The sequence below is a fragment of the Rhodanobacter sp. UC4448_H15 genome (assembly GCF_052978265.1).
In genome coordinates, this window is sequence record NZ_CM129665.1 from 1,884,196 (window position 1) to 1,909,550 (window position 25,355).

General features: G+C 64.1%; 20 protein-coding genes and 2 tRNA genes. 10 read left to right on the forward strand and 12 right to left on the reverse strand.

Annotated elements, in window-relative coordinates; translation table 11 throughout:
- Positions 1–66: 66 nt before the first annotated feature.
- Genes ACVCMI_RS08355 through ACVCMI_RS08380 form a run of 6 tightly spaced genes read right to left on the reverse strand, consistent with a single transcriptional unit; the run spans position 67 to position 5,399 of the window.
- Positions 67–1,029: a transglycosylase SLT domain-containing protein gene (locus tag ACVCMI_RS08355; RefSeq protein ID WP_447099163.1), complete on the reverse strand. Its 963-nt coding sequence runs from the start codon at positions 1,027–1,029 to the stop codon at positions 67–69.
- A complete protein-coding gene (virB11, locus tag ACVCMI_RS08360) occupies positions 1,029–2,060 on the reverse strand; it encodes a P-type DNA transfer ATPase VirB11 (RefSeq protein WP_447099162.1) in 1,032 nt (343 codons plus the stop codon). The genes ACVCMI_RS08355 and virB11 overlap by 1 nt, the downstream gene beginning before the upstream one ends.
- A 28-nt stretch (positions 2,061–2,088) precedes the next feature.
- Complete coding sequence (locus tag ACVCMI_RS08365) at positions 2,089–3,213, reverse strand: TrbI/VirB10 family protein (protein WP_447099467.1); 1,125 nt, start codon at positions 3,211–3,213, stop codon at positions 2,089–2,091.
- Positions 3,214–3,266: 53 nt separating this feature from the next.
- Positions 3,267–4,034 (reverse strand): TrbG/VirB9 family P-type conjugative transfer protein, encoded by a 768-nt coding sequence (locus ACVCMI_RS08370; protein WP_395117707.1) that lies wholly within the window; start codon positions 4,032–4,034, stop codon positions 3,267–3,269.
- On the reverse strand, positions 4,031–4,888 hold the full coding sequence (locus tag ACVCMI_RS08375; protein ID WP_447099161.1) for a virB8 family protein: 858 nt from the start codon (positions 4,886–4,888) through the stop codon (positions 4,031–4,033). Before ACVCMI_RS08375 ends, ACVCMI_RS08370 begins: the two co-directional genes overlap by 4 nt.
- 43 nt (positions 4,889–4,931) lie before the next feature.
- The gene (locus tag ACVCMI_RS08380; protein WP_447099160.1) at positions 4,932–5,399 is read right to left on the reverse strand and encodes a hypothetical protein; all 468 of its coding nucleotides are present in this window, start codon (positions 5,397–5,399) and stop codon (positions 4,932–4,934) included.
- 798 nt (positions 5,400–6,197) lie between these two features.
- On the opposite strand from ACVCMI_RS08380, the gene ACVCMI_RS08385 reads away from it, so the two are divergent.
- Positions 6,198–8,147: a type IV secretory system conjugative DNA transfer family protein gene (locus tag ACVCMI_RS08385; protein WP_447099159.1), complete on the forward strand. Its 1,950-nt coding sequence runs from the start codon at positions 6,198–6,200 to the stop codon at positions 8,145–8,147.
- Positions 8,148–8,164: 17 nt separating this feature from the next.
- The gene (locus tag ACVCMI_RS08390) at positions 8,165–8,383 is read left to right on the forward strand and encodes a hypothetical protein (protein ID WP_447099158.1); all 219 of its coding nucleotides are present in this window, start codon (positions 8,165–8,167) and stop codon (positions 8,381–8,383) included.
- Positions 8,384–8,750: 367 nt separating this feature from the next.
- On the opposite strand, the gene ACVCMI_RS08395 is transcribed toward ACVCMI_RS08390, so the two are convergent.
- Positions 8,751–8,827: transfer RNA gene (locus ACVCMI_RS08395), tRNA-Pro, on the reverse strand.
- A gap of 16 nt (positions 8,828–8,843) precedes the next feature.
- Entirely contained in the window at positions 8,844–10,001 is a 1,158-nt protein-coding gene (gene rnd / locus ACVCMI_RS08400) for a ribonuclease D (RefSeq protein WP_447099157.1), read from the reverse strand.
- A gap of 249 nt (positions 10,002–10,250) precedes the next feature.
- On the opposite strand from rnd, the gene ACVCMI_RS08405 reads away from it, so the two are divergent.
- The 8 genes from ACVCMI_RS08405 (at position 10,251) to ACVCMI_RS08440 (ending at position 23,806) form a co-directional block, all read left to right on the forward strand.
- Positions 10,251–12,188 carry a formylglycine-generating enzyme family protein gene (locus ACVCMI_RS08405; RefSeq protein ID WP_395117766.1) on the forward strand — a complete coding sequence of 646 codons (1,938 nt, stop codon included), beginning with the start codon at positions 10,251–10,253 and terminating at the stop codon, positions 12,186–12,188.
- 315 nt (positions 12,189–12,503) lie between these two features.
- Positions 12,504–13,628, forward strand: coding sequence for a protein adenylyltransferase Fic (fic, locus tag ACVCMI_RS08410; protein ID WP_447099156.1), 1,125 nt, complete (start codon positions 12,504–12,506; stop codon positions 13,626–13,628).
- Positions 13,629–13,631: 3 nt separating this feature from the next.
- Positions 13,632–14,195, forward strand: coding sequence for a type I restriction-modification system subunit M N-terminal domain-containing protein (locus ACVCMI_RS08415; protein ID WP_447099155.1), 564 nt, complete (start codon positions 13,632–13,634; stop codon positions 14,193–14,195).
- Positions 14,192–17,341: a helicase-related protein gene (locus tag ACVCMI_RS08420; RefSeq protein ID WP_447099154.1), complete on the forward strand. Its 3,150-nt coding sequence runs from the start codon at positions 14,192–14,194 to the stop codon at positions 17,339–17,341. Before ACVCMI_RS08415 ends, ACVCMI_RS08420 begins: the two co-directional genes overlap by 4 nt.
- A gap of 3 nt (positions 17,342–17,344) precedes the next feature.
- On the forward strand, positions 17,345–19,159 hold the full coding sequence (gene drmB / locus ACVCMI_RS08425; protein ID WP_447099153.1) for a DrmB family protein: 1,815 nt from the start codon (positions 17,345–17,347) through the stop codon (positions 19,157–19,159).
- A gap of 2 nt (positions 19,160–19,161) precedes the next feature.
- Positions 19,162–20,346, forward strand: a complete 1,185-nt coding sequence (locus tag ACVCMI_RS08430) for an ATP-binding domain-containing protein (RefSeq protein WP_447099152.1) — start codon at positions 19,162–19,164, stop codon at positions 20,344–20,346.
- A gap of 2 nt (positions 20,347–20,348) precedes the next feature.
- Positions 20,349–22,226 (forward strand): hypothetical protein, encoded by a 1,878-nt coding sequence (locus ACVCMI_RS08435; RefSeq protein ID WP_447099151.1) that lies wholly within the window; start codon positions 20,349–20,351, stop codon positions 22,224–22,226.
- Positions 22,227–22,228: 2 nt separating this feature from the next.
- Positions 22,229–23,806 (forward strand): NERD domain-containing protein, encoded by a 1,578-nt coding sequence (locus tag ACVCMI_RS08440; protein ID WP_447099150.1) that lies wholly within the window; start codon positions 22,229–22,231, stop codon positions 23,804–23,806.
- Positions 23,807–23,983: 177 nt separating this feature from the next.
- Here the strand turns inward: ACVCMI_RS08440 and ACVCMI_RS08445 are convergent, their stop codons facing one another.
- The 4 genes from ACVCMI_RS08445 to ACVCMI_RS08460 all read right to left on the reverse strand — a co-directional run bounded on the left by ACVCMI_RS08445 (position 23,984) and on the right by ACVCMI_RS08460 (position 25,322).
- On the reverse strand, positions 23,984–24,148 hold the full coding sequence (locus tag ACVCMI_RS08445; protein ID WP_447099149.1) for a hypothetical protein: 165 nt from the start codon (positions 24,146–24,148) through the stop codon (positions 23,984–23,986).
- A 68-nt stretch (positions 24,149–24,216) separates the two neighbouring features.
- Positions 24,217–24,432, reverse strand: a complete 216-nt coding sequence (locus ACVCMI_RS08450) for a HipA domain-containing protein (RefSeq protein WP_447099148.1) — start codon at positions 24,430–24,432, stop codon at positions 24,217–24,219.
- A 195-nt stretch (positions 24,433–24,627) separates the two neighbouring features.
- Positions 24,628–24,713 (reverse strand) — tRNA-Leu (locus ACVCMI_RS08455).
- Between the two features lie 27 nt (positions 24,714–24,740).
- Entirely contained in the window at positions 24,741–25,322 is a 582-nt protein-coding gene (locus tag ACVCMI_RS08460) for a cysteine dioxygenase family protein (RefSeq protein ID WP_395117880.1), read from the reverse strand.
- Between the last annotated feature and the right edge of the window lie 33 nt (positions 25,323–25,355).

Sequence of the window (25,355 nt, forward strand, 5' to 3'; positions counted from 1 at the left end):
TCGCCATTGCGGCGGGGCATGGTGTTAATGGCACGACTCGCTACGGTGCTGCGCCTGCGGATGGCATCAGAAGACAAAGGCGGCATCGCGCTGCTCCATGCGCAAGTCGGCGCGGTCGTGCCGTGGGGCGGATGTGCCTGCAGCCGGCGCGGCTGACGCCACAGCCGGGTCACCGGGGCCGCGCACCTGCGGTTCGAACACGCCGCCGGTGGTCGTGCCGGCGAGCCCGGGCGGGGCAGGCTGGCGGGCAGGGGCGGTCGAGGGTGAAGAGGGCGCAACGCTGTGCTGCGGCAGGACGGCAGGGTCTGCGTTGGCGCCGGACAAGCCCGCCGTGGAGACTGCCGCAGCGGACGCAGCTTCGCCGCCGATATCGCGTGGCGTGAACGGGTTCGGCCGTGATGCAGGTTCCTTCGCGACGGCTGCCATCGGCACGCTGCGCAGTGCGATCCGATAGTTGGCGTTGTCACCGGAATAGACCACCAGCGGCGGTACGGCGCTTCTGCCGGCGACGATTTCTGCGGGGGGTGGCGCGCGTGTCGGCGCAATGGCCGCGACTTCGGGAACGGGTGTCGTGGTCGCCAGTCGGGCTTCGGCCACGCGGTTCATCGAGGCGTATACCTTCTGCACGTAGCCGTCGCGGAAGCCGGTGGTGAAGTTGCCGGAGTAGTAACAGCTGAAGGCCTTGCCCCAGTCGCCATGGGCGCTGTCGTGGCAGCGGGCGAGGATCTGCGCGCCCGCGGCCAGGTTGTCGCACGCGCTGAAGGCCTTGCGGTAGGAATCCAGTCCGTAGTGGCCCAGGTTGGCGCGGTTGACCTGGGCAATGCCAACGGAGAAGTTGTAGCCACGGCTCTCCAGCATGCGTGCGGTGGCCAGGGCCTCTTCCATGCTGTGCGGCTGGCGCGCGAGCTTGCCGCCGACGACGCCGATCGCATAGGGATTGGCGCCGGATTCGACCTGCACGATGTGCTGCATCACCTGAGGCGACACGGCCAGGTTGGGGCAGGCCAGCATTTCCATCCCGGGCAGCATCAGGATTCCGCCGCTTCACGTTGCGGGTTGAAGTCGATGCCGGTGATGTGGCGGCTGCCGGCGTGCGCGCTGATGTGCACCACGATGTCGATGGTCATCTTCAGCAGGCGCTTGATGGTGTTGAACTCGAGACCCGCGCCTTCGGTGGATGCCTTGACCATCAGCGCGAGCTGATCCCAGGTTTGCCGGGTGCTGCCGGCGTGGCAGCTGGTGATCGAGCCGGGATGGCCGGAGGCGCAGTTGCGGATGAAGTAGAACGACTCGTCGCCACGCAGCTCGGCCAGGATGATGCGGTCGGGCTTCATGCGCAGGCATGCTTCCATGCAGCTCTTGGCGGTGACGTGGCTGGTGCTCTGGCCGCCCTTGGAGTACAGCAGGTGCACCACGTTGGGCTGGTCGATGAACAGCTCGCGCGCGTCCTCGATCGTGACCAGGCGCTCGTCGTCGGGGATGTGGTTGACCAGCGATTTCATGAACGTGGTCTTGCCGCTGCCGGTGGCGCCGGCGACGACGATGTTCTTCTTGTTCAGCACGGCCTTGCGGAAGAACTCCGCATAGTTGCGCGCGCTGCGCAGTTCCAGCAGTTCGCTGTCCAGCTCGCTGAGGCCGTGGTCCACTTCCACGACCTTGTCGAAGAAGCCGTCGCTTTCGTATTGCGCCAGGGTCCGGCGCTGCCGCGAGGGAAGGCGGATGGTGATCGAGACGCGGTCGGCCTCGCATGCGGGGGGTATCACGAGCTGTGCGCGCTGCCCGGTGGGAAAGGTCAGCGAGACGACCGGGTCGATGTCGGTAATGCGCTGGCCGGTGTTGCTCTCGTTGATCACCGCCGTGCAGAACTGCCGCGCGCGCTCGAACGTCAGCGAGGGCACCTCGATGCGCTGCCAGCCCTGGCGGTTTTCGACGTAGATCTCGCCGGGCCGGTTGATGCAGATCTCGGTGACCTCGGCGCTGGCCATGTGCTCACGCACACCCAGCACCTCGTACTGGTAGTCGAGGAAATCGCTGGAAACCTGTGCGTTCACGTCGTCCATGGCGTCGGTAGTCGTTGGATCAGGACATTCAGAAGCGGGCAACCACGCCGCTGAAATCCACGTCCTTGGCGACGTAGACGTAGATGACGGTGCCCTGGTTGATGGTGACCGTGGGGCGACGGTTGGCCGCTTCACGCACGGCCTGGTCGGCCAGTTGCTGCGCGGTTTGCGCGGTATTGCTTTCGAATGGGGTCTGGGTGACGAAGCCGTTGCCGATGGTGCTGTTGCGCGGACCATGTTCGGCGGCTTCGTATTTGAACGCGTCGCTGAGCAGGCTGATCAGCAGCGCCGAGCTGACACGCTGGCCCCAGTGGGCGTCGTAATGGCCGGGCAGGCCGGCGCCGCCCAGGTTGTCCATGCCGGGGCTCGCCATGTTCACGTCGATCCCGGTGGGCGTGATGATGCGATCCCACACCACTTCCATGCGGTTGCCGGTCGGCTTGTGGCTGTAGGCACCGAGCAGCTTCGACCCCTTGGGCAGCAGCAGCGTGTGACCATTGAATGAGTACACCGGCTCCGTGACCAGGCAGGTGGAGAAGCCGGGCACGTCGGAGACGATGCGCGTTTCGAGAACGCAGCGGATATAGGTGCCGCGCTGCATCAGAGTGTCGGCGTGCGGCAGGGCCTGGGCGCTGGTCGGGCCGGTCTGCTCGCCGGTGGGCAGCCGCGCATCGACGCCATCGGGCATGCGTTGCGTGGCGGATGGGTCCGGGATCTCCGCGCCGCTGGCGGCGATGCGCCGTTGCAGCAGGGTGGGGTCATGCGCCCTTGCTGGCTGCACGGTCGTGGTGGGAAGCGGCGGCGCCGGGCTGGCGGGCAGTACCGGAATGGGTGGCGTCGGCGGCTGGCTGTGCACTGTGGGGGAAGGCGGCAACTGGGGCACCCGCAGCGTGCTCGGGGCCTCGGCGACCGTGACTTTCTCTTCGCGCGGTTTCGGTTGCTCGCGGCGGCTGCCTGCGCTGGTGAACATCCAGTAGGCGACGAACATCAGCAGCAGGACCACCGCGCCCAGCAGGAGCAAGGCCCGCCGGTTCATCCGGCGCAGCTCGATCGCGCGCAGCTGCGGCACGTTGGCATCGAGGTCAGGCTCGTGGCCGCGCTGGATGTGGCTGGCGTAGGGATTGCCGACGAGCGGCTCGCGGCTTTCGTGCATGCCGCCGGCGTGCTCGCCGTCGGCGCGCTCGTCGCCGGGATGCTGGTGGTTGTTCACTGGGGCGTGTTCCTGCGCAGGCCCACGACGTCGTTGCCGTGGCGAATGACCAGATAGTTGTAGGTGCCGTGGACGATGATGGTGTCGCCCTCGACAGTGGTGTTCACCAGCGAGTCCTCACCGTGCGCCTGCTCGCGCATGTACACGGCGGGGAAATCACCGCTGGGGAACTGTTTGAGGTCGCTCATCTTGAGATAGGTGAAGCGGCCGTCGTCGTAGGCGTTGACCGGCACCAGCCACGGGGCGGCCTTGCTCCTGGTGGCGTAGTCGTAGTCGAAGTTGTAGCTGCGGCCGGGCAGCAGGCTGCTGTTTTGTGCGAGTGTCCGCAGCTGCTGCTTCTTCTCGTGGGAGAAACTGGTGTCGGCCGGGTAGGTGAAAGTGACCTTGTACTGCACGCCGTCGCGCCGCGCCTCGGCGAGGGTTTTCCAGTCCGTTGCCACCACCTTCAGTTCGAAGATGTACGAATGCGTGGCAGTGCGCACCATCATGTTGGTGTCCACGTCCACGTTCCGCGGTTTCAGGTAGAACACGTTCTCCCGACGCGTGAGGTCCCAGCCGCTGCTGAAGCCGGTGCTGTAGTCGAGGATCTTCTCGCTCGGGCTCAACTCGATCTGGGTGGTGATGCCCAGGCCGGTGCGCACCGGATAGATTGCGTCGGCGGCGTACTCGTAATGGGTCAGCACCTGCTCCGCGCCTTGCGAGTGGGCGGCAGCAGCGGTGGTGCACAGGGCGGCGCCGAGCCACCAGATGCTTGTTCGGTTCATCGGGAACCTGCTCCAGGGAGAGTGTCGGTGGCAGCGGCAGCCGGTGGTGTCGGTGCAGGCGCGGGCGTGGCGGCCATGGCCGGTGCCGGCTGCGTCATCACCGGCGGTACGGACACCTCCGGCGGCGGCGCGGTGGCGTAGTCGTCGTCCACCCGGTAGCTGGTGACCCAGAAGCCCAGCGGGTTCTCGACCCGGCTCTGATCGTCCATCTCCAGGTTCTGCTTGTAGGTGAAGGCGATGGTGGCGATCTTGTTGTCCAGCGGACGGGTCGCCCCGTTCTGCTTGTTGTAGAGGCTGCGCTGGAACCGCACGGTGGCGCCGCGCGGCGTCTTGCCGGGGCCGCCGCCGACCAGCTGGATGCTCAGCAGCTTGATGCGGATCGCCTGGTCCTTGCCGAACTGCTTGATGAGGCTGTCGGGATTGCTGTTGGCGAACAGCTGCACGTAGGGCGCCTTGACGCCGGCTGCTGCCATCGTCTGCACCGTCTTCCAGTCGCGCAGGTTGACCAGCTCCAGGTCGTACGACTCGCGCGCCAGCACGAAATGCGCCACGTTGCTGCGGTTGACCGCTTCGCGCGTGGTGATCCCGCGCATGGCGAAGTCGCCGTCCAGCCGCGCTACCGTGGCGGTGCCGGTGTAGGCATCGGCCATTACCAGATAGGGAACTTTCTGCTTGAGCGGCAGCATGAAGTAGTAGCCGCCGGAGAGGACCAGCACCAGCGCAACGGCTGTCCAGGCCACCCACCACGCTCGACGCTCGCTGCGTTGCGCCAGCTCGGAAATGGTCAGTTCGAACCGGGTCGATTGCGCCACACTGCGTTCGATCGCGGTGCCGGATGTCTTCTTCCCTGCCATCAGCAAGGAACCCCATGCGGGGCGAGGGCGGGATGCCTGGGATTCATGGCAGGGCGTTTCCGGTCTTGGAGTTGTCGTTCGATGCTGTCGGCACGGAAGGCGACGGGCGGTTGGTCGAGCGCACGACGATCTCGCCCGGCCCGATGCTGACCTGGACGCCCTGCGCGGCGTAGATGCCGCTGAGCCTGGAGACGGCGGCTTCCAGGTCGGCGGTGCGAATCGTCGCCACGGGCGTGTACAACGTGACGTCGTAGTTCAGCTCGTAGCGCAGCGTGCGGTTCGTGTCGGTCGCCCAGCGCGTGAGCATCGCCTTCAGCGTGCCGTCGATGGGCGCGGCGAAAAAGGTGTACTGCGGATGCAACGGTATCTCGGTGGGCTCGGAGCGATACCGGTTGACCGGGCGCCACGAGCCGCTGAAGTCCTTCGCAGGCGGGGTGCCACAGGCAGCGAGGAGCGTGGTGGCGAGCAGCAGCCCGCCGAGCGCCGTTCGGTTGGAAATCTTTTCTTTCACTTCAACCCCGGAGATCAGTGCGGACGCTGGCCGGACATGGCCAGCGAGGTGTCGCCGATGTTTCGACGGGCAAGCCGGCGCCAGGCCCGGACCGTTGCCGGTCTGCGCGTTCAGTCGTCTTGAATCCGGAAAGGGATTGCTCCCGGTTCCCCTGCAAACCATGTCGAGTACACCAACAGTCCAATGTCGTGAGTCAGTTGCGTACCCGGTCCGATGCCGGGTACGCAACACTTGTACTTCTCGGGTGCCAGGCGTGGATCGCGGCTGCGTGAAGCAGCTGCGCGCCTGGCGAGATCTCGATTTCCCTGATCGAACGGTCGCCATGATCGAGAGCAAGCCGCGAGTCGTCAACCGAATCCGCCTAGGAAAATTTCCTGCCTCATGTGATCTGACTCGCACTTGTTCCGACGTAGTCACTCTCACTTTCACATCGATCGCGCCGTGGTGAACAGACATATTCTGCGTTGTGGAAAAGTGCTTGAAACCCCATGATTCATGTTGTTTCCTGCGCCTCTCCGATCAACCTGATGCGGCAAGCCGGCAATGCCCGTGCACTGGTTTGCGGCACCGGGAGCGGCGGCAGGACTCCTACGACGCGAGAGGTTCTTGCCGGTCTCGATTTCGGAATGCGCCTACACCCCGCTGTGGCGCGCGGACAGTCGAAGAGCTGCGGCGCCGCTTCGCGACGGGCGGCTTGAGAAAGTTGTTGGCGGTACGCAGACGGACGGCCAAATGATGTGTGCCGTGACGATCTGCACCGACGCGGGTGAACATCAGCGGCCTTGACACCTTTGCCGCATGACGTCGAAGATCGTCGACCTCACGTATCCAGGGAAGGAGGGGGAGATGGGTGTCTTGCGAACCAGGGTTGCGGGAGTCGTCGCGCTGCTGCTGTTGGCGCTGACCGTTGGACTCTATCTCGGCGGCCTGCTCACGCTGTGGCTGCTCCGGCAGCCGGCGCAGCTGCATTTCACCACCTATGTCGAATACTGGCAGGCACTCGGCCAGCCGGACTGGCAACCGTTTGCCGGCAAGATCCGGTTGGCCGGTGGTCTCGGTTTCGGTTTGCCGTTGCTGTCGTGGGCGATCGTTGCGGTGTTGATCCTCAAGCCCCGCGCCAGGGCCTTCCATGGCGATGCGCGCTTTGCCGGTCGCGGCGACCTGGCTCGCGCCGGCCTGCTCAAGCCGTCGCCCGAAGGCGTCATCATCGGCAAGGCAGGCGGTGATTACCTTTATCTCGGCGGCACGCGGCACATCGTCATGACGGCGCCGACGCGCACCGGCAAGACCACCTCCATCGCGATTCCGGTGCTGCTGACTTACCGGCATTCCATCGTCTGCATGGATCTCAAGGGCGAGTTGTTCCAGCACACCAGCGGATACCGCGCCGGCATCGGGCAAACCATCTATCGCTTCGCGCCGTATGCCGAGGACGGCCGTACACATCGCTTCAATCCGCTGATGGCGATGTCCTCCGATCCGCGCGTGCGCGTGGGCGAACTGCAGACGCTCGGCGCGATCCTGTATCCGGATGAGCCTGGTCAGGACCCGTTCTGGACGTCGCAATCGCGCACTGCCTTCGTGGCATTTGGCTCGTACCTGTTCGAGGCATGGGACGACAAGGTTCGCCAGAATCTTCACGGTTCCGACGGCTGTCCCATCGACCCCAACACGCACGACGCCTTCCCCAGCTTCGAGCGCATCTATCGCTTTTCCGCCGGCGACGACGGCGAGCTAAAGGCGTTCCTGCAGGCGCGGCTCAAGGAACCGTTCGTCAGCACGACCACCCGAGCCGCCCTCACCAGCCTGACCGGCATGGCCGAACAGACCTTCGCCTCGGTGATCGCCACCACCCAGGCGCCGCTGCAACAGTTCCTCAGCCCGATCCTGGCCGCAGCCACCAATGCCTGCGATTTCGACGTGGACGTCCTGCGTCGACGCCCCGTTACCATCTATGTGGTGATTCCGCCGCAGAAGCTGGGCGAGGCGCGCCGGCTGCTCAACATCTTTTTCTCCACCGTGATCGGACAGAACCTGCGGCAAACTCCGCAGGATGATCCCGCGCTGAAATACCAGATGCTGCTGCTGATGGACGAGTTCACCGCGATGGGGCGGGTCAATGTGTTGTCCGAGCGGATCTCGCTCACCGCCGGTTACGGCATTCGTGACCTGTCGATCATCCAGAGCCTGTCGCAGCTGGACGCGACCTACGGTGCGGACGAGGCACGCACCTACATCACCAACCACGCCGCCAGCATCGTGTTCACTCCGCGCGAGCAGCGCGATGCCGAGGAGTACTCCAAGATGCTTGGTGACACCACGGTCAAGCGACGCACCCGCAGCACCGGCAAGCAAGGCACCAGCTACAGCCACACGGAAGAGCGACGCCCACTGATGCTGCCGCAGGAGTTGAAGGAGCTGCCAAACGACGAGGAGATCATCTTTCTCGAGGGTTGTCGCCCCATCAAGTGCCGCAAGAACTGGTACTTCAAGGATCGACGACTGAAGCAACGTATCGTTCCGCCCGTGGCCGTGCGGCCGATCTCCGCGGCTGGAGAACATCCCATGCCCGGCAAGACCCGGCAGGCCATTGCGGCTGCCGTCAGCTTGGCGTTGGCGGCGTGCGCTTCGCCATCCATTTCCAACGCCGCCGCTGCGGAAAGCAGCGCGGCGGTTCAGGCGGTCCCCGCCATCGGCGTCAAGGCGCAGCACGGGCCAAGTACCCTTTCGAACGGCTGCCGACCTTGATCGGCCAGAGCCGGGGCATGGCCGACATGACGCCGGAACGTATCGGCAAGGTGTTCGGAGAGCGCCTGCGTCGTTGCGGGTCAGGCAACGTCGGGCGTGGCGAGGACATTTCCGGGGCCCGGCCGTGGAACATGGACCGTCGGGATGCGGTGGGCGGCAATCCGTTGCAGTGGGTTTCGGGCTCTTGCCCCGATCCAGGCGTTTCGTCGCCGGTGGTGATCCGGCGGAGCGTATGACGATCAGGGAAAGACAGACGCGATTCGGCTGCCGCTGGCCAAGCTGGGGCTGGTGGATCGTCTGTTCGACCGCGACGACGTGATGTTCCTCTCCGCCCATGAACTCGGGCACGGCCCGAACTGCCAAGGAACGTCGGGATACTCGTGCGAACTTCGCTCGCGGTGTGCGCGACAGCCCGCAAGGTGTGCTTCCTGCCGGCCAGGTGCGGCCGCGGGGCTGAGCTGGCCGGCGGGGCTGCCCGGTGGCGCTGAGGCGAGCGGAGCCGTCGACCGAGAATGGCGCCTGGTCCGGCGCAATAATGACGCAGCCTTCGATGCGCCACGGCCACGAAAAAGACCGCCCTGAGGCGGCCTTGATCGTTGTTCTTGGTCGGGGAGACAGGATTTGAACCTGCGACTTCTACGTCCCGAACGTAGCGCTCTACCAGGCTGAGCTACACCCCGTGGGAAGCCGCGTATCTTAATCGCCGGCCGAGGGCTTGGCAACTGGTCGGCTGGTCGCGGGGCGGTCGGGCAGCAGGCTGGCGAGGCGCGGGTGCAGCAGGTCGTGGCGCCAGCCGTCGAGGGATTCGGGCCATTCGGCGGTGACCACGTATTCCTCCAGCACCTTGCGCGGACACAGCAGGCCGGGCGGCAGGTCGAGTTCGGTGGCGAGCGTGTCGACCGACTGCTTCATCGCCGCCAGCGCCTGCTTGGCGGCGCCCTGCGGATGGCCGGGGATGCGGGCGGTGGCGTCGATCTCCGCCGGGGTGACGGCGGGCGCGAGCACCTCGAACAGCTCGCTGCGCTGGGCCGAGCGCAGTGCGCGCTGGCCACGGGCGCGTTGCTCCAGTTCGGCCAGCGTGGCCGGCGGTTGCTGCGCCAGGCTGAGGGCGAGGGTGTCGTCCAGCAGCCACGGGCGCGGTACGTCGAGGCGGCGGGCGCAGCTGTCGCGCCAGAGCAGCAGTCGGCGCAGGCGGGCCTGCGCTTCCGGGCGCCAGTCGGCCGCCGCGCGCAGGGCGCGCTGGGGCTGCGGGTCGCTTTCTCGGTGCACCCGGCGTTTCAGCCGCTCGCAATCCTGCGCGTGCCAGTCGCTGCGCCCGCGCTGCTGCAGGAGCTCGGCGAGTTGTTCGTGGATGGTCTTCAGATGCACCACGTCCAGCGCGGCGTAGCTGCATTGCGAGGCGGTCAGCGGCCGGCGCATCCAGTCCGAGCGGGTTTCGCCCTTGTCCAGGTCCACGCCGACCAGCTCGGCCACCAGCGCGCGATAGCTGACGCCCAGGCCCATGCCCACGAAGGCGGCCGCGATCTGCGTGTCGAACAGTTGCTGCGGGCCAGCCGGCAGCAGCGGCGCCAGCACTTCGAGATCCTCGCTGGCGCTGTGCATCACGGTCACCGCTTTGCCCGCACCCAGCAGCGGTTGCAGTGCAGCGCCGATCGGAAAGGCCAGCGGGTCGACCAGCGCGTGACGGCCGTTCCAGCCCAATTGCAGCAGGGCCAGCTGCGGATGAAACGTGTCGCGACGCATGAATTCGGTGTCGAGGCCGACGGCCGCGTCCGCGGGCAGGGCAGCAAGCCAGGATTGCAATGCGTCGGCTTGGTCGATCCAGTCGGCAGCGGCGGTTTGGGACAGCAACATCGGGACTCCTTCGAGGGCGCCGGCGCGGATTGCCCTGCCGGCGGTTTGTGCCTATGGTGAACGCAGAGCCTGGGCGGGACGGGTCATCCGGCGACGAGGTGCGGCTTGCGGCGCGCGCTTCCGCCGGCATATCGGCGAGAATGGAGTCACGCGTCGAACGTCGGCCCGCCGCGTACGATCTCCGCCGCCAAGGTTTTCATTGTTCATACTCCTTGGCACGATAACAGGCCGCAACCGGGACGCCCATCCATGCCACGCAATGCCATCCTGCGCCGTCAGCGTTTCTTCGGTGGGGCGCTGGGCATGATCGTGCTGGGCGTCGCGCTGACGTATCACTTTTTTCCGCAGTGGTTCCACGTGGCGCCGGGGCAGATGCCGCAGCGGGCGATGAGCCTGGGTGACGTGTCGCCCACCGGCAACCTGCCACCGCAACGCGTGGCGGCGATCAACGAACTGAACGCCGGTCCGCCGCTGACGCTGGCCCCGACCGCGGTGATCGTGGCGCGCAACCGCAACAACGCCAGCCTGCCCGAGCAGAAATCGGCCGAGTCGCCGCAGGTGAAGGAGCTGCTGGCGCGCGCCCTCAAGGCGTTCCATGCCGGCCAACTGGCTGGCGATCCGGAGAGTGCCGCCGCGCTGTTCATGCAGGCGCTGAAGGAAAAGCCCGACAGCCGGCGCGCCGTGCAGGGCCTGTTCGACGTGCGCGCGCGGCTGGTGGCGGAGATCGATCAGGATATCGCCGTCGGCGACGTCGACGCGGCGAAGGAATTGCTCGATGCCCTGCGCACCCTGCCCAATGCCGAGCAGGAGGTCGCGCAACTGGAGGAGAACCTGAAGACGCTGGCCACGGTGCGCCCGATGCTGGCCGCGGCGGCGGCGCTGCTGCAGCAAGGCAAGGCCGACCAGCCCAAGGGCGACAACGCGCTGGAGTTGTACCACCAGGTGCAACAGCTCGATCCGCAGAATGCGGTAGCCGAGCAGGGGATTTTCCAGGTGCAGCGTGCGGTGCTCGATCGCGCGCTGGCGGCGGTCGCGCAGAACGATTTCGCCGGCGCCGAGAAGCAGCTGGCCCGCGCGCAGGCGATCCGTCCGGGCTCGCAGCAGATGCACGACGTGCAACTGCGCATCGACGACATGCGCCGCCAGCGCGCCGCGGGTGTGCTGGCGCAGGCGCGGCTGGCGCTGGATGGCGGCAACCTCGAGCTGGCGACCAAACTGGTCGCGCAGGCACGCGCGACCGATGCCGACCTGCCCGAGCTGGCGCAGGTGGACGAGCAACTGACCAACGCGCGCCTGTACGCGAACTACAAGCCCGGTCAGGTGTTCACCGATCGCTACGTCGACCTGCCCGGCAAGGGGCCGGCGATGGTGGTGGTGCCCACCGGTTCGTTCCTGATGGGGGCGGCGGCTGACAACGAGGATCGCACCGACGCCCAGTTGCCGCAGCACCGGGTCACCCTGGCCAGGGGCTTCGCCATCGCGCGCACGGAAATCAGCGTGGGCGAGTTCCGCGAGTTCGTCCGCGCCAGCGGCTACGTACCCGATTCGACCCGGCTCGGCGGCGCCAGCGTGTACGACGAGCGCAGCGGCGCCCTGCGCGACGATGCCAACGCCAGCTGGCAGGACGACTACGCCGGTCGCAAGGCCGGCGACAACCTGCCGGTGGTCAACATCTCGTGGAACGATGCGGTGGCCTACGCCAAGTGGCTGAGCGAGCGCACCGGCAAGCAGTATCGGCTGCCCAGCGAGGCGGAGTTCGAGTACGCGCTGCGCGGCGGCGCCACCAGCCGCTACTGGTGGGGCGACGCCGCACCCGACCAGAAGGTGGAGAACCTGACCGGCTCCGGCGACCGCTCGCGCAGCGGGCGTCGCTGGAGCAACGCCTTTCGCGGCTACCGCGACGGCTACTGGGGCCCGGCGCCGGTGATGAGCTTCGCCGCCAACCCGTTCGGCCTGTACGACATGGACGGCAACGTCTCCGAATGGGTCGCCGACTGCTGGCACGACAACTACATCCGCGCCCCCGACGACGGCAGCGCCTGGATCAACCCCGGCTGCCGCGTGCACGTATTGCGCGGCGGCTCATGGGGCAGCTCCCCCGACCAGGTGACCTCTGCCTACCGCCAGGGCGCCGACGGCGACGTGCGCAGCGGCCGCGTGGGCTTTCGGGTGGTGCGGGAGTTGTAGGCGCGAAGAGGTCCGGCTGTTTTGTGATGGAGCCTGCAGGGGAGGGCCGATACCACGGACGTAGCGGCCACGTTCGACGTCGAAGATGCCATCGCGGCCGGGCAGGCGGTGCCGGAGCGCCGCTTGAACCGGGGCAGCCACAGCGCTCCCCGATTTGGGTTACGCCGGCGCATGGCCTGAAGCTGGACAGGCCATTCCATCGACATATAGACAAAATGTGTCGATAAATAGTTTGTTCTTCGACGTATTGTGGGCTAATGTCGACGCCTTCGACATGTCGTCAAAACATGTCGAGGACTCAGGGGAACCATCGACATGCCTTTTGATCCACAGCGACCCCATGACGACTTGCCGGCGCTGCCACCAGCGGCTGACATCGAATCGCGGCCCCTGCTCAAGGCCTGCATCGAGGCCCGCGCCGCCTTGGCCGAGCTCAAGAGCGTCGGCGCCGCCATCCCCAACCAGGCCGTCCTCATCAACACCATCCCGTTGCTGGAGGCCCAGGCCAGCAGCGAGATCGAGAACATCGTCACCACCAGTGATGCCTTGTTCCGCTTCGCCCAGGACGAGCAGGCCGCCGACCCGGCCACCAAGGAGGCGCTGAACTACCGCGCCGCCCTGCGCGAGGGATTCGAATCGCTGGCCGAGCGCCCGCTCGGCACCGGCACCGCCGTGCGCGTGTGCAGCCGCTTGAAGAACCGCGACATGGATGTCCGCCGCGTCCCCGGTACCGCACTCAAGAATGCCGCCACCGGCGAAGTCGTCTACACCCCGCCCCAGGGCGAGGCGCTGCTGCGCGGCAAGCTGGCCAACTGGGAGCGTTTCATCCACGACGCCACGGACATCGATCCGCTGATTCGCATGGCCGTCGCGCATTACCAGTTCGAAGCCATCCATCCGTTCCTCGACGGCAACGGCCGCACTGGGCGCGTGCTCAACCTGCTGCTGCTGGTGGAGCAGGGACTGCTGGATCAGCCCGTGCTGTATCTGTCCCGCCACATCCTGCGCCATCGCATCGACTATTACCGCCGGCTGCTTGCCGTCACCCGCGACGGCGCGTGGCAGGACTGGATCACCTTCATGCTCGAAGCGGTCGCCCAGACCGCGCGCTGGACCGGCGACAAGATCCGCGCCATCCAGGCCCTGCACGCGCAGGCCACGGACTTCGTGCGCACGCACGCGCCGAAGATCTACAGCCGCGAGCTGGTCGATGCCCTGTTCGTGCAGCCGTACTGCCGCATCCAGAACCTGGTGGACGGCGGCATCGCCAAGCGCCAGACCGCCTCCGTCTACCTCAAGCAACTGGCCGATCTGGGCATGCTGGTCGAGGTCAAGGTCGGGCGCGAAAAGCTGTTCCTGCATCCCAACTTCGTCCGCCTGCTCACCAGCGACGAGCATCCCGTGCTGCCCTACGGCAACACCGCAAGCCGGAAAGACTGATCCATGACCGCCGATCACTTCGCCCACCTCGACCAATTCGGCGCCGACCTGTGGAAGCTGGCCGACCAGCTACGCGCCAACTCGGGGCTGGCCTCCAACGAATACTTCATGCCCATCCTGGGCTTGCTGTTCCTGCGCCACGCCACCAACCGCTACTACGCCGCGCGCGAGGCCATCGCCGCCGATCAGGCGGGCGGCAGCATGCCCAAGCGCCCGCTGCGCGATGCCGATTTCACCCAGCGCCGCGCCATGAACCTGCCCGAGGCCGCGCGCTACGACGTGATCCTCAACCAGCACAAGGACGGCAGCCTCGGCCACCCCGACGGCAAGCAGCAACGCGGCAACCACGGCTGGGACGACATCAAGGACACCCCCACCGGCACCACCATCGAGCAAACCGTCGCCGACGACATCCTCGCCAATGGCCCCACCAAAAAAGTCCGCCGCTACGAAGCCCCCTTCACTTTGGCCAACCGCGAAACCGACTACCGCATCGCGTGGGGATTTTTTGCACAACCAGCCGGGAAAGCCATGAATGTCGCCGTCCAGAACGGGAGACCTTCATGACGACCCATCCGTTTGTCGAGCCGCGCGCGCGCCTCATCGAATGGGTGCGCCATCAGCTGGTGGGCGCGTCGCGGGCGCGCGGTTCGGAGGGATCGGATCTCCGCGGCGTGCTGCCAACCGAACGCTTCCCGTGCGGGGCGATCTATCCTGTGTCTTCGTCGGGCGAAGGCATCGATCCGGCAGGGGATGAAGTGGAGGATGCCGAGGCCGCTGCGGGAGCCTCGGGTGAAAGTAATGCCGAACCGGCCATCGTGCGCCGCTACATTCCGCCGTCCTCGCTGGGCTTTTCCTTCTTCATCAAGGGAGGGCGCATCGAGCTGCAACTGTTGTGTTCGGCTGTTCGATATGAACGCACGGAGCGCGATGAGCGCGGACGGTACAAAAACGAATGGACCCGAAAGGTGTTGGTTTCAGAAGCCGACAGCGAGGAAGTTGTCAACGTCACCTGCCCAGACAAGGAACAACATCAAAGCCACGGGGTGCTGGCGGATCGTGCGCGGCTCGACACCATCTGGCGGCCCTTCGCCGATGGGTGGATCGTCACCGTCACGCTCTGCAATACGCAGGTGGTTGCCGACGATACGCGCGAATTCGCATTCGAGCGGGCAGAGAAAACGCTGTTCGAAGCCAACCTCAGGTGCGTGATCGACGCGGGCCACGTGAGCGAGTATCCACGGGTGGATCGCAGCCTGCTTGATGACGAAGAACAGGAAATCGAACTCCAGTACGCTGAGCAGCGCATCCATGCCATCGGGCACGGCTGCGCAGCCGACTGGGTGGTAGCCGATGGCAAGGTGACCGCGCTGCGCACACAGACCGTGCCTGTCTTGGAAGTGCCGCAGATGACCGCCGACACGGGCTCGGGCGGGGACGCGGCATTGTCCTTGGCGGTGCTGTCGCGCCTTGGCGATTGCCCAGACCCGCTTGCGTCCGAGTTGCCTGCTTTCGTGAATGGCTACGCCGTTTGGGCAGGCCGACAGAGGGAGGTGCTTTCCGGGTTGTTGGAGGATGATCGCGCGGCAGGGGAACGCATCTGCCAGCGCATTGAAACGACCGTCAAGCGCATGCGGCATGGTTTGGCGCTGTTGGGCATGGATGTGCAAGTTCGGCTGGCCTTTGCCCTGGCCAATCGCGCCATGCTTGATCAGATGCGACAGCATGACGTCGTGCAAGGCAAGCTGCGTGGTGATGATGCCTATCGCTGGCGCCCGTTCCAGTTAGCCTTCCTGCTCACCGTACTCGAGTCCGCCACCGATCCCGACAGCGAGGACCGCGATACGGTGGATCTCATCTGGTTTCCGACCGGCGGCGGCAAGACCGAGGCATATCTCGGGTTGATCGCCTTCCAGATCGCGTTGCGGCGGTTGCGGCATCCCGATACCGGTGGCGGCACCTGCGTGCTGATGCGCTACACCCTGCGGCTTTTGACCCGCGACCAGTACCTGCGTGCATCGCGTCTTATATGCGCGCTGGAACGGATTCGACGCGAGCGCAATGACCTCGGGACGGAGCCGATCAGTATCGGGCTATGGGTGGGCAAGGCCACCAGCCCGAACACGTTCGCAGAAGCCGCAAAGCGTGTAGCCGAGGCCCGCGCGAGCGGCGACTTGCCGGCGCTGGTGCTCGACCGCTGCCCGTGGTGCGGGCAAGGGTTCGATCCACACACCAGCTACCAGGCCACCGAGCGGCAGTTCGGCTTTCGTTGTGGCAACCCGCAATGCGAGCTTGAGGGATCCTTGCCGTGCAACGTGGTGGACGAGGCGCTCTATGCCAACCCACCGACCATGCTGGTTGCCACCGTGGACAAGTTTGCGCGGCTGGCCTGGGAGGAGCGCGCCGGCGCGTTTTTTGGTGGTGCGCAGTGCCTTCCCCCCGAGCTCATCATCCAGGATGAGCTGCACCTGATCGCCAGCGCACTGGGCTCGGTGGCCGGGCTCTATGAGGCTGGGCTGGATACCGTGCTGCGGCTGCGCGGCATCTATCCCAAGTACGTTGCCTCCACGGCCACGATCCGCATGGCGACGCAACAGGTTCGTCGGCTATACGGGCGCGCGGTGTCCGTGTTTCCGCCGCCCGGATTGAGTCGCGACGATTCGTACTTTGCCCGTACCGTGCCACTGACGCAGCGCCCGGGGCGCATGTACATCGGTTACATGGCTCCCATGCTCAATCGCCAGAAGTGTCTGGCTCCGCTTGCGGCCGCCATGTTGCTGGCACCCCATGCCTTGTTCAAGAACGAGCAAGAGCGAGACGCGCTGCTCGATGCATGGTGGACGATGGTCGTGTACCACGGCAGCTTGAAGGGGGTCGGCAACAGCCACACCGCGTTCGTGAGCGACGTCGGCGAGTTCATGCGCTTGCTGAACCCCCAGTCAGATGCACGCAACCAGACAAGCATTGCGCAGTTGACCAGTCTGCAGACGGCCGAGGAAAACAGCGCAATCTTTACCCGGCTTGCACTGCAGCGGGATGCGGACGGATGCCTAGATGTGGTGCTGGCTACCAACATGGTCTCGGTGGGCTTGGACGTTGGGCGCCTTGCACTGATGACGATCAACGGCCAACCACTAACCACCGCCGAGTACATCCAGGCCAGCAGCCGGGTTGGCCGCAGCGACGTGCCCGGCGTCGTGTTCGTGAACTACTACCGGGACCAGGCGCGCAGCCTCTCGCATTACGAGAGTTTTCGCCCGTTCCACGAAGCCTTCTATCGGTTTGTCGAGCCGACCAGCGTGACGCCTTACACCTACCAGGCGCGCCTGCGCGCACTGCACGCAGCGCTGGTGATCGTTATGCGCCACGCACGCATCGGTCTCGCCGGCAACGACGCCGCAGCGCAGTTCGATCCCACCCATGCTGCCGTGGACAAAGCCATTCGGGAGTTAAAACGACGTTGTAGCCAATCCGCCGTCAACCAAGGCCAGAAAGCAGAGATCGAGGCACATATCGATAGCTTGGTGGCCGCCTGGCGAAATGAAGTGGAGCGGTGCCGTGATTCGAGGCGCGCCCTGCATTATCAGGTGCCGGGCAACGACAATGCAGCGGACAGATTGCTCTACAACCACGATGATCGAATCAGGGGACTTTGGCCAACCTTGCAATCCCTGCGCAATGTCGAAAACTCGGCACTTCTCAAGGTACTTTAAGTCATGTCGAATCATCTGATCCCGATTCGCCTGTCGCACTTGCTTGCACACAGCGGGGTTGGCGCCATCGTGCGCGGCCCCGACGACTTGGTAGTTGTTCGTGATACTCGGCAGTGGACGGATAGGTTAGGGCAGCCCGGGGGCAACGTTATCCCCTATGTGGAGCGTGTTCGCGCGGCACTGGGAGTCACCGAAGTTCTCCGGGAGCCTCCCGTGGCGCGGGAGGGCGCACATGGTCAGGTGGACGGTGTTTGCGTGCCGGTATCGCGCTTTCCGGCATGGGCGCGTTGCCCGAACTGCGGCGCGCTCTACCTGAATCCATGGCGGGTAGACGGTGACGAATCGCCGCGATGCGATCGGCAGGCGTGCGGGAGGAGACCTAAACTTGTGCAGGTGACATGGGTGCTGGCCGACCCGGCTGGCTATCTCGCCGAAGTGCCTTGGCATTATCTGGTCCACAAGGACGTCCGTTCACCGGAGCAACGGGGATGCAACGTCAAGGACAGGCTGCGACTGGTTGAAACCGGAGCGTCACGATCCTTGCGTTGCGATGCCTGCCGAGCCGAAGCACTATTTCGTGGCGATGAACGTCTGGGTTTCGGAACGGGTCGCCAACAACCCTGGACGAATGATGACATGGCACTCGCCAGGGAGCTGCCGAATGCCGGGCCCGATCACCTTGCGCAGGTACTGGCGATCAATGACACACGCGTCTACTCGCCTGCCTGGGCGCTTGCACTGGTGATCCCGCCCGAGTCACGCGTACGCAAAGGGACGGCCGTGGACCGCCTGTACCGCAGTACCCAGGATCGTCGGACCATCGACGCCGCGCGGGCGCCTTTGGCAAGGAGGGCAGCGATCCGACAGATCGCAGAAGCCTATCGCTGCACGTCGGAAGAGGTCGAATCGGCCATGCTGGATATCGATCAAGGCTACCCTTCGTACGATGCGGTCTTCACTCCCGGACAGTTGCGGGAAAGCGAGTTCGATGCGTTTTTGGAGACTCTGGCCGATCAGCGGCCCGATGAGGATCTGGTCACGCATGACCAGACCGAAGCTTGGCAGGCATTGGCCTGTGACGAGACAACTGGCGAAGAAATGCGTCAGCTCGTTCGTGGGGTGAAGCGCATGGTGCGCGTGGGTCGGCTAAAGGCTGTGAAGGTGTTCAAGGGATTCAGTCGCCTCAACGGAGAGAACGTTGTACCGCCGGACATCGTGGGCAGCTCCGACTGGTTGCCGGCTGTCGAGCTCTATGGCGAAGGCATCTTCATCGTACTCGACGAGGACCGGCTCTCACGTTGGGGTGATGACGAGGCGGTCAACTTGCGGCTGCGGCAATTGCTCCCTCGCTTCATCCAATCCGGCCTGGATGCGCCCAATCCACTGACAGCCCGTTTCCTGTTGCTGCATACGTTGTCGCACCTGCTGATGCGTCAGATCGAAGCGGAAGGCGGATACCCTGCTGCGTCACTGACAGAAGTCATCTACTGCGCGGAAGCGCCCAAGCCGATGGCCGGGATACTGATCCATGTCGCGGTTCCGGATATCGCAGGTTCTCTGGGGGGGCTGGCCGAAATTGCGGAGCCGCGCCGCTTTCTAGGCATCCTTGTGCGTGCGCTGGAACATGCCCGCTGGTGTTCGCTAGATCCGGTATGCAGCGAGCACGAAGGCCAGGGGCCAGGTCTCCTCAATCGTGCAGCCTGCCATGCTTGCGCACTGGTCCCCGAGCCTGCCTGCGAATACGGCAATACCTTGCTGGATCGCGTGTTCGTCAAGGGTATGGATGGTGGCGTCCCCGCGTTCTTCCGGATGTCCTAGACATGCCCGTCGATCGGACCCGCCGATTTACCCTGCCGAACGCCCAAGACCTGAGCAAGGATCAGGATGCGGCACTAGCCCTGCCGCTGGACGGGCAGCATTTGATCGTGGGAGGGCCCGGAACCGGCAAGTCGGTCGTCGCGCTACTCCGTGTGCGACGCTTGGCGGCCGAGAATGCGAACTATCGCTTTCTCGCATACAACAAACTCCTAGATCAATCGAGTCGGCATTTGTTCGGAGACGACTTGAAGGCGTTCACTCTTGAAACGTGGTTTCGCAAACTTTGGAAGGCACTTTTCAAGGAGCGTGTGCCGCTTCTGCAACCTGATCGGCCCGGTGCGTATCAGGCTATCAATTGGCAGAGTGTCACTGACCGCCTTCAGACCGACGACCTTCCACCACACTCGTTTGCTCTTCCTCTTCTGGTCATCGACGAAGGACAGGACATGCCACCGGCGTTCTATAACGCGCTGGCCAATCTCGGGTTTGAGCACTTCTACGTCGTCGCCGACCAGAACCAGCAGATTCATCCCGACAGGTGTAGCGCTCGGCGGGATATCGAGAATGCTTTGGATATTGCCCATGCAGACACTAAGGAGTTGCTTGCCAACTATCGCAATACCCGTCCCATCGCCCAGTTGGCGCTACATTTCTATCCGGGCGACCCAGCCAGCCCGAAGCCCGACCTCCCTCCGCCGAAACCGGGTGCCTTGACGCCCGAGCTGTGGAGGTACGGCGATGGAGAGGCGTGGACGCTTGAAGGTATTGCAGAACTCATCCTGCAGACCGCGGACCGCAACCCGAGGAAATTGGTAGGGATCATCTGTCCAAACAACCGTATTCGCGAGAAGTTCGTGAGCGCGCTCAATGGCATGAACCCCGCACTCGATCACGACAAGCCGCAGATCGGGACCTTCGTTTCGGGGCAACAGGAGGCTTTGGATTTCGGTCAGGGCGGGATCACGGTGATCAACGCCCAAGCTTGCAAAGGCCTGGAATTCGATACCGCCATCCTGGCGGATATCGATGAACATCTACCCCGGAACAATCCAGACGTGCTGAAGAAGAGGTTCTACGTGATGGTGGCGCGCGCACGCGATCAGATCATCCTTCTGCGCACCGGAAATCCAATGCCGGCCATCGATGATCTCTTACCGCAAGATCAGGCCGTCTTGGCCAGGAAATAAACATGACCACGCGCAAGAAAGTGACAGATCCAGCAAAGCCGCCGGCCAAGCGGACACGCAAGAAGGCAACACCGGAATCAGCGGTAGAGCCAAACCGGCAGCCGGACCTGTTAGGAGCAATCGCGCCAGCCGAATCGACCGAATCTGGGCCCGGAACGCCGCCTGAGGCCCCGGATAGCGAAGCTGAGCAACTCCTCGACCCGGCGCCTGATCGCCTGGAGCCACCGGACCCTTCCATGCAACATCCGGCATCGCCGCCTGCCCTTGAGGAACCGGAGCTAGTCCTTGCAGGGAATTCTGTTCCTTCGGGCGCAGCGGCTTCCGGCCTGGAGCAGGTCGACGTCGCTGCACTAACCTGGCTATTGGCGACGAATCACCTGAACCTGCTTCATATGCTGGCCGCGGGCATGGTCATGGGCCCGGCAGGCTTTGCGGGCAAGCATTATCGTGATCCATCCAGCGAGGTGCCTGGCCTGATTCCCATCTTTCGCGACGGAGTTCCGGAGGCTGCGGTACAGCAGGCCGTCAGTGAGCAAAAGCACTTGCGCGCCTGTATCGCCGAGATCGATCTCGCGAGGCTCGCCGGGCCGGTTCGATTGGTCTCGCGCAATGGCGAGGTTTCCTCCGGGACGTTACCTTTGAGCATCGACTCTGAGACGGGTGCGCTGATTGTGCCGGCACCCTTGCCAATGGCCTTGGCGACACGCTTGGTGTTTCGTTCACCAGCAGACCGCAAGGAGTTCGAAGCGTCCGCACGCAATTTCGCCAACATCGACTTGGCTGGCCTGAGCATTGAGGTGGGCGAGGAATTCTTTTCCTCGGCCGCGCCCATGATCTGGCCCTTGCCCAGACAACCACAAGGCGCCACTCAAGTAGTGGTCGATCAGCCGCCAGCACGCGGAGAGGCTATCGGGGGCGTGCTGGCCATGCTGTACCAGCTTGCGAACCGAAGTGACCTGTGTTGCTCGGTTTATCGCATAGCCAGCGGTGCCGGCACTGCCGACGATTGCGACGCAGTCCAACGCGATGCTGTATTGGCAGAGCTTGCGCAATGGATTGAATCCGGAAGCCCGCGTCCGGAAAGTCCGGTGCAGGCACGGCTGTTCTGGGGTGCGGTACAGGCATTAGTCGATGCACGGCTTAGCGGATCGGCAGAAAGGCCTGTCGACATTGTCCTTGCCTTTCTGGATGACCAGCTCGCCGCACTGCAAGAAGTGCGTTATCAACCCCGACTGGGGCGACTGATCTCCGACATGCGCAGCACGTTCGGTTTAGGCGGCGGCACGATTAGCCAGTTGTTCGAAAGTCACAAGGGAACGCTGTCGCGCCCGTTGTTGCTGTTCTGTCTTCGCGAACACTGCGTGGATCTACTGGAATTCTCGCACCCAGACCTGAATGACGAAGAGCTCGTGCTTGCAGCGGTCCTGTTCGGAGCCCGTGATGGTTGGATTGGATTGCCTGTTGCGTTGCGGACTCCAAAAGGGCTTTCGCGATTCGTGGGACAGAGGATGTTCGAAGCCGAATGCAGTCAGCGTGGCGCCTGGCTCTCGCTGGATCAGACGCCGCCCCGACCGATGCCTCTTCGTGAACTGCTCATTGGGAGCGGAGGTGCCTGGAGCGAGGCGCGCAATACATCACTGGCGAAGGTAGTCGGCCGGATTGGATGGCAAGACTGCATCGTTTCCCGTATTCGTTTGTCGCCAGGGCAGTATCGTCTGAACGTTTCTGCCGATGGCATCGAGGTTGTCGTTCGAGGGGACATCAGGCCGCCGATCGTCGAGATCGACAGAGCTGGCCTCCTGAAGAAGATCTCCCAATGGCCACCAATGCCCAATGACGTCGAAAGTGAAGTGAGAGCGGCACTGGATTCCAGGGGCTGATCATGAGAATGATCCCAAGTCAGCCGCTGGATACTCGAAGCCGGGCGGAGCTGCAAGTTTTCGACCAGTTACGTGCATGCTTTTCTGGAGCAGATCAGCATGGCTGGTTCGCCATGCATTCGCTCAATCTGCCGCAACATGAATACAAGCGCTTTGGTGAAATCGACTTCGTTGTTTGCGGGCCAGGTGGCGTGTTCGTATTGGAAGTCAAAGGTGGCCGCGTATCCTGCCACGATGGTGTCTGGGAGACACAGAATCGCCATGGGAACATTGACCGCCTTGCGGAATCACCATTCCGGCAGGTCGAAGGCGCACTCCATGGTTTGCGGAAGAAACTGCCAGCCGAGCTAGCATCCGCCTTCGTCTTTGGGTATGCGGTAATCATGCCGGATGTGGGAGGTCTGCCCGAAAGTGCCGAATGGGATAGGGCGGTTCTCGCAGATGCCAGGAACTTTCGCGAGTTTGAGCATTGGCTGAAGAAATTGATTTCCCATTGGCGCAGCAAGGACAGGAACGACTCGAAGGCGAGCCCAGAGCAATTGCGCAGGCTGCAGCAGTTCATGCGCCCTGAGTTCGAGGCGGTGATGCCATTGCATGCATCGGCGCATGCGACCGAAGTGCGCATTGCTCAGCTGACCGAGGATCAGCTTCGATACATTGACGTCGTCGAAGCCAACGATCGCGTCATTTGTTCGGGGGGAGCCGGGACAGGAAAGACGATGCTGGCGCTGGAACTTGCCAAGCGTTGGAGCGCTGCTGGTATGAAGGTTGCTCTGACCTGCCACTCCCCGTGGCTCAAGACCTATCTTGAGAATGCCGCTACACCCGGGGTTACGGTGTCACTGGCAAACTCCGCTCCCGTCACCGCGAGGCGCGCCGGTATAGAAGTGTTTGATGCCCTGATCGTTGATGAAGGCCAGGACGTGCTGAATATGGATGCTTTGGAGCGCCTGGACAGTGTTCTGCGTGGCGGGCTTGATGGCGGTCGTTGGAGCTTCTTCCACGATGCAAATAATCAATCCGGGCTGTGCGGCGAATATCAGCCGGATGCCTACGAGTATCTTGCGGCTCTTGGCGCTGTCTGCATTCCATTGAAAACCAACTGTCGCAACTCGTTGCCCATCCTGGCGCGGGTGCAGAAGGCGCTCGACGCAGATGTAGGTGCGTCTGCTGTTGGGAATGGCCCTCCGGTGCGTGAGATAACGGTTGCCGGCAGGGAGGATGCCGCCGTCGCGTTGCACAACGAGTTGCTGAAACTGATCAATGACGAAGGCTTAAGCCCCTCAGATATCGTTATTCTGTCGCCAGAGACCTATTCGCAGTCTTGCGCGGCATTGATGCCGGAACATGCGGGGGTGCACGTTGCGGTACTGGATGCCTACTCTCCCCGAGGTGCTGGCAATGGCGCTATCGGTTTCGCGCAGATCGAGAGCTTCAAGGGGTTGGAAAGTTCAGTTGTATGGCTGGTCGACATGTGTGCTCCGAGCATGAAGTCCCCCTTGCGGTCATCGCACTATGTGGGAATGACCAGGGCACGCGCCCTGCTTGGAATGATCCACGTCGATCCACACGGGGGATGACGGTTGCCCGTGCGCGCTTCGCGCCCGCTACATTGCAAAGGCCATCAACACGATCGGATCGACGGGCGGGGACTGCTCCCAGCGGCTTCCGCGGCTCTGCGGTCGGGATGCAAGTACACAGTTCAAATACTGACTCGATCTGCCGCACAAGTTCCTATCGTTCTGGGCAGGAAGCCTTCACCGCTCGCCATGCACCGTGGCTGGCGCAATTGCCGCGCGTCCGCCATCCCATTCGCTCTTGAGGCGCTGGAAGAACTCCGGTTCGACGCGGTGGCGGTGTTCCGCCAGCGTGTCGCTCATGACCTGGCTGATGCGCTCGATCACGCGCTCGGGCGATCGCACGTGGCACAGGGTCTTGCCGAAGTCGAGCAGGGTTTCGCGGCTGGGATAGTGTTTGCTCCTGGCGAGTTTCAGCGCCAGCGTGCGGTCGGCGTACAGGGCGCCGGTACGCGGGTTGATGTCGTCGTGGCGGCAGTGGTCACCATGTCGTAGAGCGGCGCCAGGCGTGGCCGCTCGGCCTGCGGATGGGCGTAGAGCAAGCCGAAGTCTTTCTGGTGGGCGTCGCCGTTGCGCGCGGCAAGGGACAGCACGAGGTAGTTGGACCGCTCCGGGTCACTGCGGGGCAATTTGGGCCTCGTCAGCGACTAGTCGGCGCGACGATCTCATTCACACAAATACCGCCAAAAGTACCGTCAGATACCGTTGGATTCCCTGCGATCCTAATGAGACCGATTGAAAACCCTTCAGGCATGAAAAAGCCCGCTGTTATGCGGGCTTCGGGTGTTTCGTGGGTCTCGGTGATGTTGCCTGAAACCCTCAATTGGTACCGGTGAGAGGACTCGAACCTCCACTGTGTCACCACAAGCGGATTTTGAGTCCGCCGCGTCTACCATTCCGCCACACCGGCATGCGTGAGCGGGGAATTATGCCGGGTTCAGTGCACGCGGTCGAGACCCAACTGGCGCACGTCGCGGCCGTACCAGCGGTCTTCGGGCAGTGGCTGGAATACCGAGCAGCGAACCATCGGGCCGGAGTAGACGTGCAGGCTCACGGTGACGGCGTCGTCGCTGGGGTTGCGGATGCTGTGGTATTCGTGCGGCGGGATCAGGCTGCCGGCGGAGCCGGTGCCGGCCTGGATCGAGCCGACTGCCTGGAAGCAGTAGCGTTGCGCATCGTGTTCCAGCAGTTCGTACTGCACGATCTCCAGCGCGCCGTTCCAGACGCCCTCGACGCACCACATGCCATCGTGGTCGTGGATCGGCGTGCCCTGGCCCGGCCCCCAGGTCATCGCCACCACGCAGTAGCCGTGGTCTTCGCTGCGGTACAGCTCGCGGCGCGCGTAGTGCTCCGGGTTGGCCTCGAACACGCATTCGGGCAGGCGCACTGCCTGCTCGCGGATCAGCCGGCACAGGCTCTGGCGCAGGCTGTCGGTGAGTTCGTGGGTGGTGGGTTTGGCCACGGCGGCGTCGATCGCGTCGATCAGGGTGCGGCTGCCGGGGAAATCCAGGGTGAGCATGGCGGTCTCGGATGGGCGAGTGGCGGCCAGAGT

What these genes read in the sequence shown, in the direction of transcription:
- rnd (WP_447099157.1), bottom strand. Translation starts at nt 10,001, where the DNA reads ATGTTGCTGTCCCAAACCGCCGCTGCCGACTGGATCGACCAAGCCGAC.
- ACVCMI_RS08415 (WP_447099155.1), top strand. Translation starts at nt 13,632, where the DNA reads ATGACCGCCGATCACTTCGCCCACCTCGACCAATTCGGCGCCGACCTG.
- ACVCMI_RS08405 (WP_395117766.1), top strand. Translation starts at nt 10,251, where the DNA reads ATGCCACGCAATGCCATCCTGCGCCGTCAGCGTTTCTTCGGTGGGGCG.
- ACVCMI_RS08370 (WP_395117707.1), bottom strand. Translation starts at nt 4,034, where the DNA reads ATGAACCGAACAAGCATCTGGTGGCTCGGCGCCGCCCTGTGCACCACC.
- ACVCMI_RS08435 (WP_447099151.1), top strand. Translation starts at nt 20,349, where the DNA reads ATGACCACGCGCAAGAAAGTGACAGATCCAGCAAAGCCGCCGGCCAAG.
- ACVCMI_RS08375 (WP_447099161.1), bottom strand. Translation starts at nt 4,888, where the DNA reads ATGGCAGGGAAGAAGACATCCGGCACCGCGATCGAACGCAGTGTGGCG.
- ACVCMI_RS08420 (WP_447099154.1), top strand. Translation starts at nt 14,192, where the DNA reads ATGACGACCCATCCGTTTGTCGAGCCGCGCGCGCGCCTCATCGAATGG.
- ACVCMI_RS08365 (WP_447099467.1), bottom strand. Translation starts at nt 3,213, where the DNA reads ATGCACGAAAGCCGCGAGCCGCTCGTCGGCAATCCCTACGCCAGCCAC.
- ACVCMI_RS08355 (WP_447099163.1), bottom strand. Translation starts at nt 1,029, where the DNA reads ATGCTGCCCGGGATGGAAATGCTGGCCTGCCCCAACCTGGCCGTGTCG.
- fic (WP_447099156.1), top strand. Translation starts at nt 12,504, where the DNA reads ATGCCTTTTGATCCACAGCGACCCCATGACGACTTGCCGGCGCTGCCA.
- ACVCMI_RS08390 (WP_447099158.1), top strand. Translation starts at nt 8,165, where the DNA reads ATGGCCGACATGACGCCGGAACGTATCGGCAAGGTGTTCGGAGAGCGC.
- ACVCMI_RS08440 (WP_447099150.1), top strand. Translation starts at nt 22,229, where the DNA reads ATGAGAATGATCCCAAGTCAGCCGCTGGATACTCGAAGCCGGGCGGAG.
- ACVCMI_RS08430 (WP_447099152.1), top strand. Translation starts at nt 19,162, where the DNA reads ATGCCCGTCGATCGGACCCGCCGATTTACCCTGCCGAACGCCCAAGAC.
- ACVCMI_RS08385 (WP_447099159.1), top strand. Translation starts at nt 6,198, where the DNA reads ATGACGTCGAAGATCGTCGACCTCACGTATCCAGGGAAGGAGGGGGAG.
- drmB (WP_447099153.1), top strand. Translation starts at nt 17,345, where the DNA reads ATGTCGAATCATCTGATCCCGATTCGCCTGTCGCACTTGCTTGCACAC.
- ACVCMI_RS08460 (WP_395117880.1), bottom strand. Translation starts at nt 25,322, where the DNA reads ATGCTCACCCTGGATTTCCCCGGCAGCCGCACCCTGATCGACGCGATC.
- virB11 (WP_447099162.1), bottom strand. Translation starts at nt 2,060, where the DNA reads ATGGACGACGTGAACGCACAGGTTTCCAGCGATTTCCTCGACTACCAG.